The 19,680-nt window shown below is 36.9% G+C and carries 20 protein-coding genes; 10 read left to right on the forward strand and 10 right to left on the reverse strand.

Annotated features, from left to right (window positions below; genetic code table 11):
* The first annotated feature begins 447 nt into the window (after positions 1–447).
* On the forward strand, positions 448–885 hold the full coding sequence (locus tag ACYU0V_RS11565) for a DUF2147 domain-containing protein (RefSeq protein ID WP_410242466.1): 438 nt from the start codon (positions 448–450) through the stop codon (positions 883–885).
* Between the two features lie 86 nt (positions 886–971).
* On the opposite strand, the gene ACYU0V_RS11570 is transcribed toward ACYU0V_RS11565, so the two are convergent.
* The 4 genes from ACYU0V_RS11570 to ACYU0V_RS11585 all read right to left on the reverse strand — a co-directional run bounded on the left by ACYU0V_RS11570 (position 972) and on the right by ACYU0V_RS11585 (position 5,179).
* Positions 972–2,276, reverse strand: coding sequence for an MFS transporter (locus ACYU0V_RS11570; RefSeq protein WP_461847537.1), 1,305 nt, complete (start codon positions 2,274–2,276; stop codon positions 972–974).
* A gap of 349 nt (positions 2,277–2,625) precedes the next feature.
* Positions 2,626–3,222, reverse strand: a complete 597-nt coding sequence (locus ACYU0V_RS11575; RefSeq protein WP_461847539.1) for a cytochrome b — start codon at positions 3,220–3,222, stop codon at positions 2,626–2,628.
* Between the two features lie 12 nt (positions 3,223–3,234).
* On the reverse strand, positions 3,235–4,299 hold the full coding sequence (locus tag ACYU0V_RS11580; RefSeq protein ID WP_017386646.1) for a catalase family peroxidase: 1,065 nt from the start codon (positions 4,297–4,299) through the stop codon (positions 3,235–3,237).
* Between the two features lie 316 nt (positions 4,300–4,615).
* On the reverse strand, positions 4,616–5,179 hold the full coding sequence (locus ACYU0V_RS11585; RefSeq protein ID WP_461847542.1) for a TetR/AcrR family transcriptional regulator: 564 nt from the start codon (positions 5,177–5,179) through the stop codon (positions 4,616–4,618).
* 911 nt (positions 5,180–6,090) lie between these two features.
* Here ACYU0V_RS11585 and folE2 point away from each other — a divergent pair.
* The 3 genes from folE2 to ACYU0V_RS11600 all read left to right on the forward strand — a co-directional run bounded on the left by folE2 (position 6,091) and on the right by ACYU0V_RS11600 (position 9,029).
* Positions 6,091–6,993 carry a GTP cyclohydrolase FolE2 gene (gene folE2, locus ACYU0V_RS11590; protein WP_032007517.1) on the forward strand — a complete coding sequence of 301 codons (903 nt, stop codon included), beginning with the start codon at positions 6,091–6,093 and terminating at the stop codon, positions 6,991–6,993.
* 130 nt (positions 6,994–7,123) lie between these two features.
* Positions 7,124–7,684 (forward strand): gamma carbonic anhydrase family protein, encoded by a 561-nt coding sequence (locus ACYU0V_RS11595; protein WP_461847544.1) that lies wholly within the window; start codon positions 7,124–7,126, stop codon positions 7,682–7,684.
* Entirely contained in the window at positions 7,674–9,029 is a 1,356-nt protein-coding gene (locus tag ACYU0V_RS11600) for a dihydroorotase (protein ID WP_461847546.1), read from the forward strand. The genes ACYU0V_RS11595 and ACYU0V_RS11600 overlap by 11 nt, the downstream gene beginning before the upstream one ends.
* Before the next feature lie 99 nt (positions 9,030–9,128).
* On the opposite strand, the gene ACYU0V_RS11605 is transcribed toward ACYU0V_RS11600, so the two are convergent.
* The 3 genes from ACYU0V_RS11605 to ACYU0V_RS11615 all read right to left on the reverse strand — a co-directional run bounded on the left by ACYU0V_RS11605 (position 9,129) and on the right by ACYU0V_RS11615 (position 10,259).
* Positions 9,129–9,317 (reverse strand): hypothetical protein, encoded by a 189-nt coding sequence (locus ACYU0V_RS11605; protein ID WP_075382782.1) that lies wholly within the window; start codon positions 9,315–9,317, stop codon positions 9,129–9,131.
* A 172-nt stretch (positions 9,318–9,489) separates the two neighbouring features.
* Positions 9,490–9,699, reverse strand: a complete 210-nt coding sequence (locus ACYU0V_RS11610; RefSeq protein ID WP_014206275.1) for a cold-shock protein — start codon at positions 9,697–9,699, stop codon at positions 9,490–9,492.
* Positions 9,700–9,938: 239 nt separating this feature from the next.
* A complete protein-coding gene (locus ACYU0V_RS11615) occupies positions 9,939–10,259 on the reverse strand; it encodes a hypothetical protein (protein WP_032038393.1) in 321 nt (106 codons plus the stop codon).
* Between the two features lie 385 nt (positions 10,260–10,644).
* Between ACYU0V_RS11615 and ACYU0V_RS11620 the strand changes: the two genes are divergently transcribed.
* The 3 genes from ACYU0V_RS11620 (at position 10,645) to ACYU0V_RS11630 (ending at position 11,660) form a co-directional block, all read left to right on the forward strand.
* Positions 10,645–10,797 (forward strand): hypothetical protein, encoded by a 153-nt coding sequence (locus ACYU0V_RS11620; protein ID WP_081309097.1) that lies wholly within the window; start codon positions 10,645–10,647, stop codon positions 10,795–10,797.
* 172 nt (positions 10,798–10,969) lie between these two features.
* Complete coding sequence (locus ACYU0V_RS11625; protein WP_119026689.1) at positions 10,970–11,086, forward strand: hypothetical protein; 117 nt, start codon at positions 10,970–10,972, stop codon at positions 11,084–11,086.
* A gap of 340 nt (positions 11,087–11,426) precedes the next feature.
* On the forward strand, positions 11,427–11,660 hold the full coding sequence (locus ACYU0V_RS11630) for a hypothetical protein (protein WP_024436173.1): 234 nt from the start codon (positions 11,427–11,429) through the stop codon (positions 11,658–11,660).
* Positions 11,661–11,818: 158 nt separating this feature from the next.
* Here the strand turns inward: ACYU0V_RS11630 and ACYU0V_RS11635 are convergent, their stop codons facing one another.
* Together ACYU0V_RS11635 and eat are read right to left on the reverse strand one after the other, a co-directional pair.
* Positions 11,819–12,445 carry a hypothetical protein gene (locus tag ACYU0V_RS11635; RefSeq protein ID WP_461847549.1) on the reverse strand — a complete coding sequence of 209 codons (627 nt, stop codon included), beginning with the start codon at positions 12,443–12,445 and terminating at the stop codon, positions 11,819–11,821.
* Positions 12,446–12,605: 160 nt separating this feature from the next.
* On the reverse strand, positions 12,606–14,021 hold the full coding sequence (gene eat / locus ACYU0V_RS11640) for an ethanolamine permease (RefSeq protein ID WP_461847550.1): 1,416 nt from the start codon (positions 14,019–14,021) through the stop codon (positions 12,606–12,608).
* 181 nt (positions 14,022–14,202) lie between these two features.
* Here eat and ACYU0V_RS11645 point away from each other — a divergent pair, with 181 nt between their 5' ends.
* The 3 genes from ACYU0V_RS11645 (at position 14,203) to qhpR (ending at position 17,936) form a co-directional block, all read left to right on the forward strand.
* A complete protein-coding gene (locus ACYU0V_RS11645; protein WP_461847551.1) occupies positions 14,203–15,204 on the forward strand; it encodes a phosphotransferase enzyme family protein in 1,002 nt (333 codons plus the stop codon).
* Between the two features lie 74 nt (positions 15,205–15,278).
* Complete coding sequence (locus ACYU0V_RS11650; protein WP_461847553.1) at positions 15,279–16,604, forward strand: HAD family hydrolase; 1,326 nt, start codon at positions 15,279–15,281, stop codon at positions 16,602–16,604.
* A 297-nt stretch (positions 16,605–16,901) separates the two neighbouring features.
* Positions 16,902–17,936 (forward strand): AraC-like transcriptional regulator QhpR, encoded by a 1,035-nt coding sequence (gene qhpR / locus ACYU0V_RS11655; protein ID WP_014206266.1) that lies wholly within the window; start codon positions 16,902–16,904, stop codon positions 17,934–17,936.
* 148 nt (positions 17,937–18,084) lie between these two features.
* On the opposite strand, the gene ACYU0V_RS11660 is transcribed toward qhpR, so the two are convergent.
* Positions 18,085–19,425, reverse strand: coding sequence for an aspartate aminotransferase family protein (locus ACYU0V_RS11660; protein ID WP_461847555.1), 1,341 nt, complete (start codon positions 19,423–19,425; stop codon positions 18,085–18,087).
* Positions 19,426–19,680: the final 255 nt, after the last annotated feature.

The raw sequence follows: 19,680 nt of genomic DNA on the forward strand, positions 1-19,680 counted from the left end.
ATTAAAGAAACAGCTTTCAGGATTGTTTAGTTATAAGACTTAATATTGCACAGTGTCAATCTATACTAATCACATGATTTGCATATTATTTTTATTATTTGTGATGAGTTACACGCAATCTAACTAATTTAAAAAGTAGTGGATGTTTTTTATTTCTCCTAAGCGTAAATTTTGTCATTATTTATCAAACTGTATGCAGTTTAATCACCCCACTACTTCTAAAAATTATCAGTAATTTATAATCTGCTTTTAAATCTTGCTTAATCATTCTGTCCATTCTCGCAATTGCATAAAAAAACCGATCAAAATAATATCCAAACAAATAGATTATAACTTTACATATTGTTTAGCTTATAGATTCAATACTAAGAAAATTGTGAAGTTAAATTTAAAATGAATAATTCTGGCCTTTAAAACCATTTATTTTTAATTCGAGAAAACATTGATATGAAAAAATATTTACTCTTACTTTTACTTAGCTTTTATTCGGTTCATTCATTTGCATCGGACAAATTACATGGCAGTGTTTGGAAAACCATTGATGATGCAACTAATCAACCTCGAGCGCTGGTAAGATTTAGCCAAGATAAAAATGGCAACCTCTCTGCAAACATCGAAAAAATACTTGTTCCAAGTGAAGCTAACAAATGTACGATGTGTGAAGGTACTTATAAAAATAAATCTTTGGTTGGCTTAACCATCGTCAAAAATTTAAAAAGTGTGGGTCAAAATAAATATGACAAAGGATCTATTCTCGACCCACAGTCAGATAAGACCTATCGCTTTAGCCTAACAGTATCACCTGATGGTGAAAAACTTACCGCGCGTGGATACATTGGTATCTCTGCGATTGGCCGAAATCAAACGTGGTATCGAGTTAAATAGCTTATGAAGTAGCAGTAATCAACTTCTTATATCTACTTACCGATCATAATTACAATCAATATGTGCATGATACATGTAATAGTTTTTTATGATCGGTACTTAGCTTGAATCATTAGCATAATAATGACGAGTAGCGAAGGTATTGCAGCAATCACGAATAAATGGGTAATGACCAGAAATTGGGAAAGGTAGCCACCAAATAGCGGCCCAATGACCGAACCCAAACGGGCAATTCCGATACTCCAGCCCACTCCTGTAGTACGAAGTGAAACTGGGTAATAACTAGCAGACAGTGCATTAATGGCAGGTTGCCCACCAACAATGGCAAAGCCAGCAATAAAAATGATAATAAATAATAAAACAATATGGCTAACAGCATAGCCAATTAAAGCAACACTCATCACTGCTACCAAAAAAACAGGAATTAATACTTTATAAAATCCTGTCTTATCGATTTTAAGGCCCATCACTACACTACCAACCGTACCGCCTAATTGTAGAGTAGAACCAATCATCAATGCCTGATTTAGTGAGAGCCCTGATTCTTTAGCCAAAGTCGGGAGCCAGTTCGCCAGAAAATATAGACTGATCATATTTAAAATACTGATGATCCAGATGGAATAGGTAAAAAACGCACGCTGATTTTTAAATAACTCAAGCGGTGACTTTTTAACCTCAACTTCAGTGTTATTGATGATTTTTATTTCTGAATTGAATGTTAATGTGGGATAAAACTTCTTTAACCAAAATAAAATCTTAGGATTATTTTTATGATCTTCACTCAAAAAATATAAAGATTCTGGCAGCTTAAAGTATGTGATAAAGAAAATAATTAAAGGAACAATACCGCCAAAATAGAAAATTGCCTGCCAGCCTCCCCAAGGAACTAATAAGGCGGATATACCACCCCCTAACATTGCCCCTACCGTATAGCCACAAGAAATGACCATCATGGTGAAAATACGAGATTTGAATGGAACAATTTCGGAGCTATAAGCCATAACATTTGGCATGATACCTCCTAAAAAAATTCCTGTAATAAAGCGGATTGCAGTCAATTGCTCAATATTGCCTACATGTGGTGTCACCAGCATCAATACAGAGAACATAAAGGTCGAGATCAGTAAGATGGGACGGCGGCCAAAACGATCAGAGAGTGAACTTAATAAAAATGATCCGACAAACAAACCAAATAAGCTGGCGCTAAACACAATTCCTAGCATGGATTTTTGAACACCCCATTCTTCTATAATCATTGGAGCTGCGTAAGCCATGGACTGAATGTCATAGCCATCCATAATCATCAGTAATAAACAGGTGATCAGAATAAATTTTTGATAGCGTCCAACTTTCTGCTGATTGATCAGATCACTTAATGCAACTTCTTTCATGGTATTCCCTTCTCCATGACATGCTTTAAATTAATTCATTTTAATTATGCAATACGTAATCAATTTACGATTAACGTAAAATAAAATAGCAATAATATGCCAACAAAGTCAAAATATTATTTTTTTATAATATAAACAAAAAGTTAGATCAGATGATTTGATTCTGTCTGAGTAATGAGCTCATCTTATTGCACGGGATCTATGGTCTGCTCATCTAACAAAAAAACAAGCAAACCATACATCCTATTATTTAAATTATTTTTAGATTCAAACAGATGATTAAAAAAACAATCGAAAATCTTTTCCCTCTCGTCCGTCTAATCTGAGCTTAAGAGCTAAATCACTCTCCTCAATCAGCATTCTTCTTTTCAGCAGAAGATCCATTACTTGATGGTTTAGAAGAACCCAAAGCCATACTTGAGAATACGCCATCGCGGTAAATCCATGCATGTAATAACGCAGCGGACAGATGACCAATAACCACAGCAAATAGTAGCCAAGCCAAAATTCCGTGTAGAGTACGAAACCAAGCATAAAGCGTAGAGTTGGTGGGTGCTATAGGTGGAAGATCCCAACCAGGAAATAAAGTTACAGGCCAGTTACCTGCCGATAGCGTTGCCCATCCGAGCAATGGCAAACTAAACATCAAAAGATAAAGTAGCCAATGTGATGCGTGGGCAATAAACGCCTGCCAGCGTGGTACAGTCGGCGGCAAAGGTGGAATTGGAAAATAGAGTCGATTTATTAATCTAATGATGACCAATAATAAGATTGCGATTCCTAAAGGACGGTGAATATCGATTAACCACGGACGCCAAGTGATTGAGGTTGTCATTCCCACACCAATAAATAGCATGGCCAAAATCGCTAGCGCCATAAACCAATGTAGAATTCGAGCAGTCAAATTAAAATGACGTGGAGCATTATTGTTAGATTTGTTTTGCATGGCTGATCTCTCCTATTTGCCCACGGCATCCGTTGCTTTGCCAAATCCAATTTCACGTAAGCGAGCATTGTAAGATTGTGAATAGATGCTTGCTCGTGCGGCGAGTACCGGATCATCTGATAACTCAATTCCGGGTGGAACTAGTGTTGGGTCAAAGTTAATGTCACGGCAAACGCCATTTACCTGTTCAGTTACATTTTTGACTTCCAATGTTCCTGCTATCACTTCTTTACGTTCTTTTGGCCAAGGTTGAGATGGGTCATTCACTGGGTCTCCCGGCTCAGCAAGTTGCAAAACTAAATCCCAATAGAGCGGCCCTTCAGCTAAACGTTTTTTGATGTCTTTAAACAAGAAATCATGGCCAGCTTGATCACGTTGTTCTTTCGTCAGGCTAATAAATTTTGAATGAGGACGCATAGACCAACGAACTGGCTGTTCTTGTCCATTGGCGGCTCGCAATATAAAAGCATTTACGACATAAAATTCTGCGCCGCTGAAACTACCGGTTAATGGCATCTTTGCCTTTTGCTCAATAGACTTACGTGCTTCTGGATATTCTTTTAAGAAAGCCTCAACTAGGGCTGGATCAGGTTTGCCAGTAGCTGGAACTGGTTTAAATGCTTTTTGCTGCGCCAAAAAACCTTCGGCATTTCGTGTAGGGAAATAGGGAAAGTTGTTTAATTTCATACGCCATTGTGAATGATCAGCTGCGGAAAGTAATAAAGCCATACTTACTGTTGCTGTCGAATTATCTGCCGCATGCGGGTTACCACTTCCAATAGAAAATCGGCCAATCGCGGGTATATCAGACTTGGCAAATACAGTGGCTTTAGAGAGTGCCGCCGCCGCACCATTACTGTGGTAAGTGCCATCAAAACAAATACCCTTACCGTGTGCACGTCGATATCCGGGATCAAAGTTATTTAATGAGTCTCCCAAAAAAGTTTTGCTTGTGGTGCGATGTCCAAATAGACCGGCGACCCAAGCAAATGCCAATACTAGGGAGCCCGCGATTACAGCAATACCCACGAATCGCAGCCAGTACTTCTTTAGAGTTTTAAAATTCAAATTATTCATTCTTCATCCTGTGTAAATTGTATGGCTGCATCCCTAAAAAAGAGTTTGATCATGTCAAAAGAGACTTACTTACATTGATGGAATCACGTTCAAAATTAGCTCAGTAAATAAAATCCCGAAAGTTCTGGATCCAATAGAGATAAGCCTTAATATAATATTTATTTCCCGATCATATAAGGTACGCACCTCGGGGTTAGTATTAATCTTATTAACATTTGAATGGAGATAAATACAGCATAAGAACGAAGAATCTAGAAGCGCCGACTTTGACCGAAAGAGTCCGAAGAGGTGATCTTTTTAAAAGCGAGCTCGTTAACTAGTGATAATTAATAGTAGAGATGAGAAAACAATCTAACACCCTTTCTCTCTCATCTTTCTGTTCTGAACTTAAAAGCTGAATAATTATGCCTTCAATCATATATAGAAATAGCTTGGCGTCCTGAAAAGTCGCATCTTTCTTGATTGCTCTAAGCTGACTATAGATTTCATTAATGAGCCACGTTCTATATCTCAACGCGGTTTGATAGGCTTTTGGATGGGTCAGTTTTGTTTCAAACATGGCTTTAAACAATAAATAGTACAGTCCCTCTAAATCAGTATGTAAGAAATAAAGTTTCTTAAGTTTTTCCTTCACGCTTGAGCCTTGGTCGTATTCAACAATTGAAACCACTTTTTCTTTTAAACGTTCTTTTTGCACAATTAGGCAGATTTCAATAAACCGCTCTTTTGAATGAAAAAAGTTATAAAAGGTCGCTTTGGTAATTTTTGATTCTTTCACAATTCTGTCGACCCCAACCGTATGAAAGCCGTGATGCTGAAATAAATCAATCGACGTATTAATAACTTGAATAGCACGTGTTGAGAGAACTAACTTTGGCATAGTTTTACCGTTATAAAAATTCTTGTTGTATATAAATGAGATAAAAAAACCTGTGCCCTTTCTGGGAGAAAAAAAGGCACAGCAAAGCCGTAAAGACTGTGCTTGGCACATCTCAAGTTTTATTGTTGAGTAAGTTTTTTGGTCGTGACGATTTAAAGCCTGAAAACCTTAAGGCAATCAAACTGCTTTAAACGTTTAAGCTGTGTCGTAATAGCTTATGGCAAGGGCTGCCAAGAAATAATGGATGTGCAAAGCCAACTCCTTTTTATTGGGAGTTCTGCCAGACATTAAAATTATGGTGGCAGAACGAAAGAGGGTTGACAGACTGGTGAAAGATATAACCAGCACACCCGAAGGTGTCCCTCTCCCGTCCTACCGCTACGGGAGGAGACTAGGAGTTTACACATAAGAGTATCCCTCAGACGGAATAACTCTGATGCGATCTTTCATTCAGCCTGTCAAAGCCGGCTGGCAATGTGGCCAGCAGGCAAAGGATAAGCTTCACATTTATTGCAGTCAAGCACACAAAATGACATTTGTTTTAAAATAGATCATTAAAAAACTAAGGCTAAATAATTAAAATTTATTGTTAAATTGGGATTGAAAATTAAAGTAAATATTTGAGCTTAGGCTTTAATAAATGACCGTTAGCTTCTCTTTTTATTAGAAGTTCTGCCAAAACATCAAAGTTATGGTGGCAAAACGGAAAAGGGTTGACACACTAGTCACTCAACTAGCACACCATAGGTGTCCCTCTCCCGTCCTACCATTACGGAAAGAGACAAGGAGCTTATATATCTATGTTTACTTATTCAATGTTATTTAACTCCATTAAGGCCTATAGCAAACTTGCCACCCATTAATGTTATGTTATAACATAACATTAACATCACAATATAAGCCGCTAATAAATGAACCTTGTTCTCCCAGATATATCTGCCGAGCCAACTTTACCAAATGCCTATAGCCACCGCCTTGATTGGGTTGGCATGGAAAACATTGCATTACCCGTTCGAATTGAAAATACCTTATGCCCAAGCCACGTAAATGCTTATGTCAGTCTGGATGACCCTTTAGCAAAAGGCATTCATATGTCGCGTCTTTACACACGACTTTTAGAGTTAACATCACTCGAAAATATAAATATGCCTGATTTAAAATTAGTTTTAGAGGACTTTTTAGACAGCCATCAAGATTTATCGCAGCATGCCAAAATTGAAATTCACAGTAAACTTTATATCGAGCGATCAGCCTTAGTCAGCAAGCTTTCAGGGTGGAAAAGCTATCCTTTTGTTTTGTCAGGCCAACTTTCTAATGATCAATTTGAGGCAGAATTAAAAGTCGAGATCCCCTATTCTTCAACCTGCCCATGCTCTGCGGCACTTTCAAGAAATATTATTCAACAACGGTTTGAGTCGGCCTTACAAAATCAAGAAATTCGACTTAACCAACAAGACATTATGAACTGGTTAAATACCACAGATGCAATTGCAGCAACGCCCCATAGCCAAAGAAGTTTTGCCCTCCTTCAATTTAAATTAGATCAAAATCTTCAAAACATTCCACTCATCGAATTTATAAACCAAGCTGAACTGGCATTAATGACTCCTGTGCAAACTGCCGTGAAGCGTATTGATGAACAGGCATTTGCGGTTGCCAACGGTCAAAATCTAATGTTCTGCGAAGATGCATTAAGACGCCTTTATGGTTCGTTTATACATCACAAAAATATTCATGGTTTCAAATTTAAAGTGACTCATGCAGAAAGCCTACATGCGCATGATGCTGTGGCAAAAGGGTCATGGCAATGGTAGGACATTTTATATATATCTGAAACTGATCAAGATTTTTACAAAAATGACTGTTGTTTGTCACAAATTAAATAGTTTCAACTTACTACCCTCAATATCCCAACTTAAATAAACAGATTTAAACGGTAATCCAATGCTACGTAAAAATCCATCTGGCCATCTCCCTGTTATTGATCAATCAGCCTATGTCGATCAGACCGCTATTATTTGCGGCAAAGTCATTGTTCATGCCAATGTGTTTATTGGCCCTTATGCGGTGATTCGTGCAGATGAAACCGACGAAAATGGAGAGATGGAACCTATCATTATTGGTGCAAATTCCAACATTCAAGATGGTGTTGTGATTCACTCCAAAGCTGGTGCATCAGTTGTGATTGGTGAAAATACATCAATTGCTCATCGTTCAATTATTCATGGGCCTTGTGAAATTGGTCATCATGTTTTTGTCGGTTTCAACAGCGTCATATTTAACTCTAAGGTCGGTCATCACAGCGCTATTCGTCATAACGCAGTCGTCGATGGTCGTGATTTACCGAACCATTTTTATGTCCCTGCAATGAGCTACATCAACTCTAAAACCGACTTAAACCAATACACTCCGGTTGATATCTCTATTAGTGAGTTTTCCGAGAGTGTTGTCTCAACAAATATTGAATTGGTCAAAGGCTATAAGGCATTACACAATGAGTTTTAAACCCTATTCTAAAATCATTATCCGAGATGCCAATTTAGTGAATGAGGGAAAACAGGAATTTGTAGATGTACTTATTCAAGATGGTCAAATCAAAAAAATTGCTCCATCAATTTCTCATGTTGTTAATGCTAAAACCATTCATGCGAACGGGAACTGGCTGATTCCAGGAATGATCGATGATCAAGTCCATTTTAGAGATCCAGGTTCACCACATAAAGGCAGTATTGCTTCGGAATCTATGGCAGCAGTCATTGGCGGAATTACCAGTTATATGGATATGCCAAACACCAATCCCCCAACAATATCTTTAGATGCCTTTATGCAAAAAAGACAAATTGCCGCCCAATATAGCATGGCAAATTATGCCTTTCATTTTGGAGTAAGCTACCAAAATCTAGATATTATTGAGCAGCTTAACCCCAAGCTCGTCAGCGGTGTAAAAGTTTTTATGGGAGCCTCTACTGGCAATATGTTAGTTGATGACCCGCAAATTCTTGAACGATTGTTTGCCAATGTCCCTACCATTCTTTTAACGCATTGCGAATATACACCTCGCATTAAAGAAAGAGAAAATTTATATTTCGGGAAATATGGTGAATATATTCCAGCACATATGCACCCTAAAATTCGGGATAAACAAGCATGCTTTGAGAGTTCACGTTTAGCGGTGTCTTTAGCGGAAAAATATGGGACCCAACTGCATGTTTTACATATAAGTACAGCCAAAGAATTGTGTTTGTTTAAAGATTTACCTTTAAATCTAAAGCATATTTCTGCTGAAGTATGTATTCACCATCTTAGTTTTGATGAATCAGACTATGCTGCGCTTAGCCATTTAATAAAATGTAATCCAGCAATTAAAACTCAACAAGACAAAGATGCACTCATCACTGCGATTGCTCAGTCCAATCGCTTAGATATTATTGGTACAGATCACGCACCGCATACATGGGACGAAAAACAACAATCTTATTTAAAAGCACCCGCTGGCCTGCCTTTAGTTCAACATGCTGTTCCAGCACTCATGGAACTTGTGGCAGATAAAAAAATAAGTATAGAAACAATGGTTAAGAAAACATCACACCAAGTCGCTGATTTATTTAAACTCAAAAATCGTGGATATATCCGTGAAGGTTATTGGGCAGATTTGGTTCTACTTAAAGAAAATAAAGAGGCTATTGCAGTTAAAGATCAAAAAAACTATATGCGATGTAACTGGACGCCATTTCAAAATAAAACCTTCCGCTATGACGTCGATACAACTATTGTGTCAGGGCAATTGGCTTGGCATCAAAATCAGTTATTTTTAAGCTGTCGAGGCAAAGCATTAGACATAGACAGATAACACCGCCAAATTTTAGAGTAGAAAATATAATTAAAATTTATTGTTAAATTGCGATTTATAATGAGGCTTTTATCTGCTTAAAGTAGGAGGCAAAATCCATTAACGACTATATAGCGGATCTTCCTCAACAAAAAATACCTCACCAGATGAAGGTAAAACCCATTGATAAGTTCCTTCTATTTTCTGCATTTTTTCTTTAAACGTATTATATATTGCTACAAGGTTATGTTTTTCATCATATTCCCCTACATAGCCATGTTCCTTTTCCTCATGAAAATCTCTAAACATTTTATGCATTTTTACGGCTCTAAGTTCCATCTCATTTGTCCTTCTTATTATTAATATAATTATTATGATCTCTTTTTTTACTTTAAATATCAGAAAAATGTACCAAATTATATCCTATTGATATATCAAACAAAAAAAAAGCACCTAAGATGCTTTTTTTATTTTTAAAATATTATTGGGCAATAATATTAGTAGCTGTAAGACCTTTTTGTCCTTGAGCTATATTAAAACTAACACGTTGACCTTCATATAAGGTTTTAAACCCTGAACTACTGATTTCTTTAAAATGTGCAAAAACGTCTGGGCCTGTATCTTGTTGAATAAAACCAAAACCTTTAGTTTCATTAAACCATTTCACTGTACCGATTGCTGTATTAGACATAATATATCCTTTGATTTTTAATAATATAAAGCCACATTTCATGACTCATTAAACTTTGAAAAAATAATAACGAATTGAGTTTAAAATCTAAAAAAAACGAAGGATTATGAATAAAACTACGATACTAAAAGAGGATTTACTAATAAGTCTTTTTTTCTAGTTAAATTGAGTATACGCCAAATAAATATTTATACAACACATTTAAAAAATATTTATTTTATTTGCTATCACATCATAATTTAAAAATAATAACTTCTAGATACAGAAATACTTTTTACAAATCCCGCCAACCATAGAATAAATTCATGTTCATTATCAAAATTAGGGAGAAGGCTTAAGTCAATTTTAACAATACGCTCTTTCATTGGCCTATTTAAACAACTTTCAAAATCAATAACAGGATATTTTAATTGTAAATTGTTTATAGCTGCTTCTTTTTTAATTTCAATTAACAGTCTATTCAGACAGTCAATTAAATCCTTAGAGGACTGATTTTTAAAGTGAATATTATTATAAACACTTTCAGCCACATCAAAATATTTTTTCATTTCATCATCCATATTTCCCTCATTTTTTAATTAATTTGATTGAGTATGCATGTAAAACTGTATCTTTATGTTGTATAAATATATTTACAGATCGAATCCCCCACTTTAATTAAAAATATTCCCTCCACTTAAGAAATTAAAATAATATATTTAAATAAATTATAATTATCAAAAAACCATTAAAAACAATAGCTCTCAAGCTATATATTAACTCTTGTATTTGATTAAAATTTTCTTCCACTTATATATCAACAGTCTATTTGGTTCAAAGAAACATTATGTCGAGAATTAAGCACTTTTAGGCACATATCTCTACATAGAGTTCTCATAATCACCGCAATGTAAGCGAATTAAAGGCCTACCATAAAACTTCCTTACTATTATTAAGAAGTTTAAAATGTCTGATTTCAAAGAATTTTCAAAAAAAACCACACAAAACCAAAATGATTCTAATGCGCAACCTAATGAGGATAAAACTGAAAAACCTGTACAATCGCCTGAAGAAGAAAATAATCATTCAGAAAATAATAATGAAGAAAAAAAGGAATAAAATAATTGATAGCTCAAAAGCTCTATATTAAATAGAGCTTTTGTTTAACATCATATTAATTAAAACGTTTTATTCATTTTCCACATTGAATCTAAAAAAGCACTAATACATATATTTATTTTAATTTAAACAAGTTCTAATCTTTTATTTAATATTAATTCAACTCTTCTTTGTGCATCACAAAAATCAATCTCTTCACTTATCCAAAATGTATGAAGCTGCCCATGTAGATGAAAATGCTCTTTATTATATTCGGATCCATGATCAGAATAATGACTATCTACTCTGAAATGATTTTGATCGTCTTTTCTTTTTTTCCCATCAAGTATACCGCCAATACAGATATCCATTTTAATGCCAATAATTAATCGAAATTGACTATAACACATAGTGCACTGTGGCTTTAAAAAGAGTTGTTACTATTATCTTTACAGCATCATCAAAAATTTATGTTTGCAGCATATCTCCTTAAATTTAAAGAGAATAAATATATATTTTACATATCTAAAATGCTTTGATATGTAATATAAATATTGATTTATCTAAAATTTATAACATTTTCAAAATAATTCTTCTTACAGTAGATAAATCACTATATGCTGCATACACCTCTTACAGAAATTATTCCAATGTCACAGCAGACTCTGCTACAAGAACTAAACTCCAGAATCGACTATTACTCTACAAGAACAGACTATCCACTACGAAGAATTTTGATAGGTTACCGAGCATATGCAAAATTGATGTTATGTTCAGCTTTTTCAGATGAAGTTATAAATTCAGCAATTGACCCCAATAAACGGAAATATAAGAAGTTAAAAATTAAAGTCACCAAAGATGACGACCAACTCGACCTTGAATGAATCAATCTAAGTAACAAGTGAATATTTCCTTGTGCTTATTTACCGCTTCAATGATCGCGAAATGACAATGACCAATGCCAGCAATATTGTTGTAAACATCTAGATAGTGATGCTCTACTGCTGCGGCTTTGAACCAAGAAAATAATTTGCTCTCAAACTTATTTTTTCACAGGAAGTAGTAAAACAGGGTCTTCAATATCGTAACCAGTTTCTTCTGGAACTCCCAGATATTTAACGACAACCAACCTCTTATTGTGTTTAGGCACGCTATAATTTTGGGAAATTTTTATTGCTTTGGTGTAATGAACCGCAACATGGGACTTACTTTGTAAGGATGGCGATTTTACAACATATTCTGTTTTATATTGCGTGATCTTTCCTGAAGGATCAAACCAAGACGATACTTGATTCTGATGAGTTTTTAACGTCTGAATTTTTACATTCTTACTGTTACTTACGATCAAAGGAGTTAAATTCTTTTTAATTTTATTTAGAGCTTTATCAAACGCTCTACTATCTTGATCATAATCAATCTTATGTGTTTTTGGATTGATATAGAGAGATTTAACTTCAATCAGTTTATCAGGTGATTTACTATTTAATAGATAATAATATAGTTGTGGTAGACGTCCTCGACCATCTTCATAGTGTCTTAATACATAAAGTTTCTTCTCTTTTTGCTGATAGCCCAATACTTCAATTTTTTGTCCACCGCCCACTGTCGCATAACTATGTGCGGATAAAGTAAGAATGGTGCTAAAAGTTAGAAATTTTAGAAATTTCATGAGTTCATATCCGTGTGATCTGGTAACTATATTGTATAAATATCAATCAGATTAAAATGATATTTGAGTAAGTACTACTTGCTGTTTTTATATTCTTTTGTACAGAAATATAAAGCTTAAAAAAGAGGCCGAAGCCTCTTTATTTTTATCGCAATCAAACTCATTCATCAATCATCGCGAACTCTTGTTCAGGCGTGCCTTTTACTAAATGGTGACGGCTATATAACAAGTAATAGAGTATAAATCCGACATAAATAAGCGCGGCCAATAACCAAACTTTTGGATTTACCATTAAACCTGCAACTACAGCAACAGCAGCGAGAACCAAGGCAATACAAGACGTCCACATTCCACCAGGCGTTCTATACGGGCGTGGTAATTCAGGGCGAGATAAACGTAATTTGATATGTGAGAGCATCATCAACACATAAGAAATTGTTGCGCCGAATACTGCCATTAAAATGAGTAAATCACCCTCACCTGTTAAAGAGAGTAAAAAACCAATAATGCCCGGAATGATAATGGCCCAATACGGCGCTTTATTTTCATTGGTAAGTGATAAGTTTTTTGGCAAATATCCCGCACGTGACAATGCAAAAATCTGGCGTGAATATGCATAAATAATTGAGAAGAAACTTGCGACCAGTCCAGCAAGACCTACAAAGTTAACAAAGCTTGCCAACCATGTGTGCTGACCATATACTGCAATGAGTGCGTCAACCAAAGGTGCCCCTGAATTTTTTAAAGCATTTGAACCCGCTGCACCTGCTCCCAAAAATAAGATTAAAAGTGCAAACGATGCCAATATCAACATTGAACCAATCAAGCCTCGTGGCAATGAACGTACTGGATCTTTTGCTTCTTCGGCAGCCAGTGGCACCCCTTCAACTGCAAGAAAAAACCAGATGGCATACGGTACTGCGGCCCATATTCCCATATAGCCAAACGGTAAAAAGCTACTTGCACCTGCATGAGTGCTGACTGGAATATCAAATAAACGTGCGCTGTCAAAATGTGGAAGCATCGCGACAATGAATACGACCAGTGCAATACAAGCAACGGCGGTAATTCCAAACATGATTTTAAGTGCTTCACCTGCACCTTTCAGATGAATGCCCATGAAAACTAAATAGCAAATTAAATAAATAGCCCAACCGCCAATTCCAAAAAGTGATTCGCAATACGAACCGATAAATACGGCAATCGCGGCAGGTGCAATTGCATATTCAATTAAAATCGCAGTCCCTGTGAGGTAGCCTCCAAAAGGACCAAATGCAACGCGGGCAAAACTATAGCCACCGCCAGCGGTAGGTAACATTGTTGACATCTCAGACATTACAAAGCTCATGCAGAGATACATAAACGCGACGATAACTGTTGCAATAAAGAGTCCTCCCCAGCCACCTTGTGCCAGCCCAAAATTCCAACCCGCAAAGTCACCCGAAATGACGTAAGAAACACCTAGCCCCACTAAAAGTAACCAACCTACTGCCCCCTTTTTTAACTGACGTTTTGCAAAATACTCTGCGTCCTGTTGTAGAGCACCCACATCTACGCTTAATTCTGACTCTTTCATTGTCGTATTGCCTTATCGACTAAATTTACACCACCAATAGTTGCGCAAAAGATATTCATAAAACTTGACAGCAAAACATCTCCCCGACCACTTGAAGTCAAGTTGATTCATTTTTTCTTTTATAAGATCGACGGCATCTCAACACGAAACGTGTTTAAAAATTAAATTGAGGAGATGGGTTATGTCTGTAGAACAAAATGAATTTTTAAGCCAAGTTCAATTACAAATACTGGCAGAACAAGCAATTAAGCAGTATCCATCAGACTATCAAGGACAGGTCAAACTACTGTGTCAGTCTGAAAATGCAACCTTTCAGATTTCAACTGGATCTGCCCGATATGCACTTCGAATTCACCGTCCGAACTATCACAGCAAACTCGATATACAAAGTGAGCTTGAATGGTTAGATGCTTTAAATGCGAGTGGAATCCAAGTTCCTGTTGCGATTGCAGATCAGTCTGGTGAACGCGTCATTACTTTAAAACTATCGAATGATATTTATCGTTATGCAGTCCTTTTCAACTGGGTTGAGGGCGATATGCCAACTGTTGAAGTTGACCCCACTGCATTTGAGCAACTAGGACAAATTACCGCAAAGTTGCACGTCCATAGTAAAACATGGCAAGCGCCTAAAAACTTTCAACGTATTGTGTGGAATCATGAAACCATGATCGGTGCGGATGGACACTGGGGAAACTGGAAAAATGCACCTCATTTAAGACCTCAAGATCACGGCGTGATTGAAGAAGCCATTGCACAAATTTCGAAAGATTTAGATTTCTTCGGTAAAACCCAAGAACGCTATGGCCTGATTCATGCCGATTTGCGTTTAACCAATCTATTACTACAACAAGAACGTATTGGTGTGATCGATTTTGATGACTGCGGAATGAGCTGGTTTATGCATGATCTCGCCGCCGCGATTAGTTTCAATGAACATTATGCAAATGCACCTCATTGGGTTGATTACTGGTTAAAAGGCTACGAGCGCGTAGGTCATATTCAGTCTGAAGAATATGAAATGATCCCAACTTTTATCATGCAACGCCGCATTCAAATGATGGCTTGGAATGGTTCTCACGCACAAACAGAAATGGCTCAAAGTCTTGGAGACCAATGGTCCAATGAAACTGTGCGTCTTTGTAAAAAATATCTAAACGGTCAAATGCCTGTAGGAATTTGAAAAGTGATTTAGATCGCTTTTCTTCATTTTCAATTTTTAGTTTTTAAATTTTATAGAATTTAAAGGAAGGGTTTATGCAAGCTACCCATCAACTGAGCAAAGTTGCCAAAGCACTATTACTTACCAGTAGTCTGGCAAGTATGCTTGCTCTAAGCGCATGTAATTACAACCCTATACAAAGTACATCTCCCGCAGTCGCTATTCCCAAAAAGGAATATATACAAAAAGGTCAATGGGACACTTTTAACTTTGACCAACTTAACCAATTGATTGCTACTTATGGAAAAGATAGCCCTAACTATAATCCTGAAAAACGCCCATATATTGTCACTGACTTTGACAATACTTCGGTATTTTTAGACATCGAAGAAGCAACGTTAATTTATCAACTTGAACACTTAGCGTTTAATGTCACGCCAGAGCAGCTTAATCAGATTATTCGCAAAGGAATTAGCTCGCAAAATTTTGAAGCAGCCTACAACAACCAGCAAGGCCAAGTCGTCAATATTGATAAAATTGCCCCAGATATTATTGCCAGCTATACATGGCTTTATCACCAGTATAGCGGTCTAAAAGGTAAGCAAAGTCTGGATCAAATTAAACAAGATCCGCATTATCTCGATTTCATTACTAAAATGAGATATCTATATGCGGCGATTGGAGACACGTTTGACCATGAAGTTGCATATCCGTGGGTCACTTATTTATTTACTGGGCTTACCGAACAACAAGTCCGTAATTTGGTGAAAGCAACGGTGGCTTGGCAAATGCAGCAACCGATTGGACCCGTGACATGGACCTCTCCCGTTGCACTTTCGGGTCAAGCAGGCGTTGTGAAAACCACTTGGGAAAATGGTTTAAGACCATACCGTGAAATGCAAAATCTATTTAAGGCCTTTCAGGATAATGGCATTGATGTCTATGTCTGTTCGGCATCTTTTATTGATGTGATTAAGGAAATTATTTCTAATCCAGAGATTGGCTATAACATTAATGAAAAAAATGCCTACGCGATGGAGTTAGAACGAGATACACAAAATCGAATTTTACCCGAGTTTCATCATGGCTATGCGCAAACTCAAGGTAAAGGCAAAACTGCAACCATCCAGCGTTTTTTAGTCTCTAAATATGGTTACGGACCAATTTTTATCGCAGGTGACAGTGAAGGCGATCAAAATATGATGCAAGATTTTGCAATGACTCAGAAGGTTCTAATTATCAACCGATTGCGCAGCCCAAACTCTGATATCGGCAAGTTTTCTCAGCAGGCTGTACAGGGCTATGGTCAAGCCAATACTAAGTTTTTACTACAGGGCCGCGATGCCAATACAGGTCAATTTAGACCTTCAATGGCCAGTTTAAGTTATGGTGCGCAAACGGCAAAAACTACAAAAAATTAGTATTTCACTTATTTTCTCATGCCTACAATACATGTTGTATGCATGAGAAGCCGCTTAATTTCTTGTCTTAGTTCTGCCCTTTTTGCCTATCTCTAATGCATTTTCTGCCTTTTTTTAGTTAGCTACCCAACCTAAAGATATCTTCTTAAAGAATCAAACCTGAAACTTAAAACAGCAACACATAAACCATTATTTTATAAATACTTTTAACCACACAAAATCATGGACGTAAGCAAAAACTGGTATGGCTTTTGCTTAATATAATAATAGTTAGGAATAAATATCATGAGACTTGACATGTTACATCTCAATCCAGCTCATCTTGTCGATTCAAATATGTGTAATCAAGGTGTATTGTCTGCAGCCGCCTCTGGATTAAGCGAGTTTATTCATCAAAAAGGTGCAGATGTTGATCGTGTTTTAGGAATTAGTGGTATTAATCCTGAACTTCTAATCAGCCCAACTTTGAGCTTACAACTACCCAATTATTGCAAGGTGCTAGAACAGGCGGCATTGGTTTCAGGTTGTGATAATTTTGGTCTGCATTATGGTCAACAGTTTCAACCGAAATCATTAGGGCTTATTGGTTACATCGGTCTTTGCTCAAACACATTAGAGTCTGCACTCATGAACATGACCAATAACTTTTATTTGCATCAGAAAGATACGCTCAATCGAATGGTCGATTTAGGAGATAGCTGGCGCATAGATTATCAGGTTCAACACGGCGCGATTTTAACTCGTCGCCAAGATGCAGAACTGACCATGGGCATGTTTATGAATGTGATCCGTGAAGTGATGGGCCCTCATTATTCACCACGCGCAATTCACTTTGAGCATACTCGACCTGAATTCTGGCAAGAACATAGCAAATTATTTAACGCGCCTGTTTATTTTGATCAGCCATTTAACTCCATCATCATTTCAAAAAAAGACGTCCAGCATACTATGCCGGGACGTGATTCTATTTTACTAACAGTGATTCTAGATACATTGCACCTACTCAATCGCGCTTCACCAAGTCAATGTCTTGCTGATCAGGTACGCTCTCACATACAACTTGAACTCAGTGAAGGTGAACCAAACCTTGAAAAAATCGCTCATGATATTGGTTTAAGTAGTTGCACCCTTACCCGCCGTTTAAAAACTGAAGGACTGACCTTCACCCATTTAGTCGATCAGGTCCGTTGTGAGTTGGCTGAGCATTATATTAAACAGAAAAATATTCCAATTTCAGAAATGGCATTCTTATTAGGTTATTCAGAAGTAAGTGCGTTATCTCGTGCATTTAAACGCTGGTTTGGTGTTACACCCCGTCAATTAAGACACTAAAACATCACAAATACAGGCCTTGAATAAAGGCCTTTTTATTATTTAAGTAATTCGAGATAACTTCTAACGACACATAAGATATGAACAATAAAATACCCCTCAAATTAGATTTAACATCCAACTTGAAGGGTATTTTTTATAGAAGTTCTTACTTTAATTTTGTTAAGGCTTGATCTAAAGCACCGACTAACCAATCGATATCTTTTGTTTGGAAGGCCAAAGGTGGGCGCAGTTTCAATACGTTGCCATAAGGACCTGCAACTGAGGTTAAAACTCGATGAGTATTTCTGAGCTCTTCAATAAGATTCAAAGCCAATGCTTTATTCGGTTCTTTTGTCGCTCTATCTTTAACTAGTTCAAATCCTATAAATAAACCAGCACCACGGACATCACCGATCATCTCATGTTTGTCCATAAGCTTGGTGAGTTCTTTTAGAAGTTGCCCACCCACATATTTGCTATGAGTTTGCAATTCTTCTTCCTGAATGACTTTAAGTACAGCCTGTGCCGCCGCCATAGAAACAGGATTACCGCCAAAGGTATTAAAATATGGAATTTTATCGCTAAAAGCAGCAAGAACTTCACTCTTGGCTAAAAGTCCTGATACTGGAACTCCGTTACCCATTGGTTTACCTGTGGTAATGATATCAGGAACAACGTTGTGACGGCCAAAGCCCCAGAAAGAATCGCCAGTGCGCGCGAAACCTGGCTGTACTTCATCGGCAATAAAAATACCGCCATTTGCATGGACAACATCAACCGCTTTTTGTAAGAACCCAACAGGATTAGGCATCACACCGTCAGAAGAAAATATGGAGTCCGCTAAAAAACCTGCAAACTTGATGCCTTTTGCGTTCATATCGTCAATTTGCTGTTGAATCTGCTGTGCGAACCATTCACCTAAATCATCAGTTTGAATCCGATAATAATCAGGTGCTGGAACTAGGCGAGTTGTATCATCTAAAGGTTGTTCAGTTCCCAGTGCTGGAGAGCATCCTGAGGTTAAGCTACTGGTCCCATGATAGGCTTCTTGAGACACAATAATTCCTGTGCCACCGCTATATTCGCGGGCAATACGAATCGCTAAATCATTCGCTTCCGAACCTGTACACATATACATGGCACGGTCAATTTCATCGGGAGTGGTTTGTAAGAGTTCTTCGGTATAATCCAAAATATTTTCATGTAAATAACGGGTATGGGTATTGAGCATTTTCATTTGCTCATTTACTGCTTCAATGACCGCAGGATGACAATGTCCAATACTGGCAACATTGTTGTAAACATCCAGATATTGATGACCTGCTGCATCCCATAAATATTGACCCTGACCTTTCACCAGATGCACGGGATTACGATAAAACAAGCGATAGGATTCACCTAAAATTTTATTTCTTTTATCTGTCAGTTTTCGGGTAGCATGATCCAGCTCAGCAGCATGTTCTGGACGAAAGCTATTGGTATCCATAATGGTTGAACGCGTACCCATGAATGACTCCTCTATTTATATTCAGCATACTTTTGCGCGAGACAATGACTGACGTAGGCAATTCATACTCTGATTCGACATATTTCAGTATTTGTTTGAAGTTACGCAAACCATATTGCTTAAGTATCTTGAAAAAAACTTGACCTCAGACCACTTAAGCCACAATTTGAAGTCAACTTGCTGGTCTTATACTTCAGAGCTTCACTACTCTTTTTTTCAATAACTCAAATTTGTTACCATTACACATCTGGAGTG

This window comes from Acinetobacter sp. X9 (genome assembly GCF_054889255.1).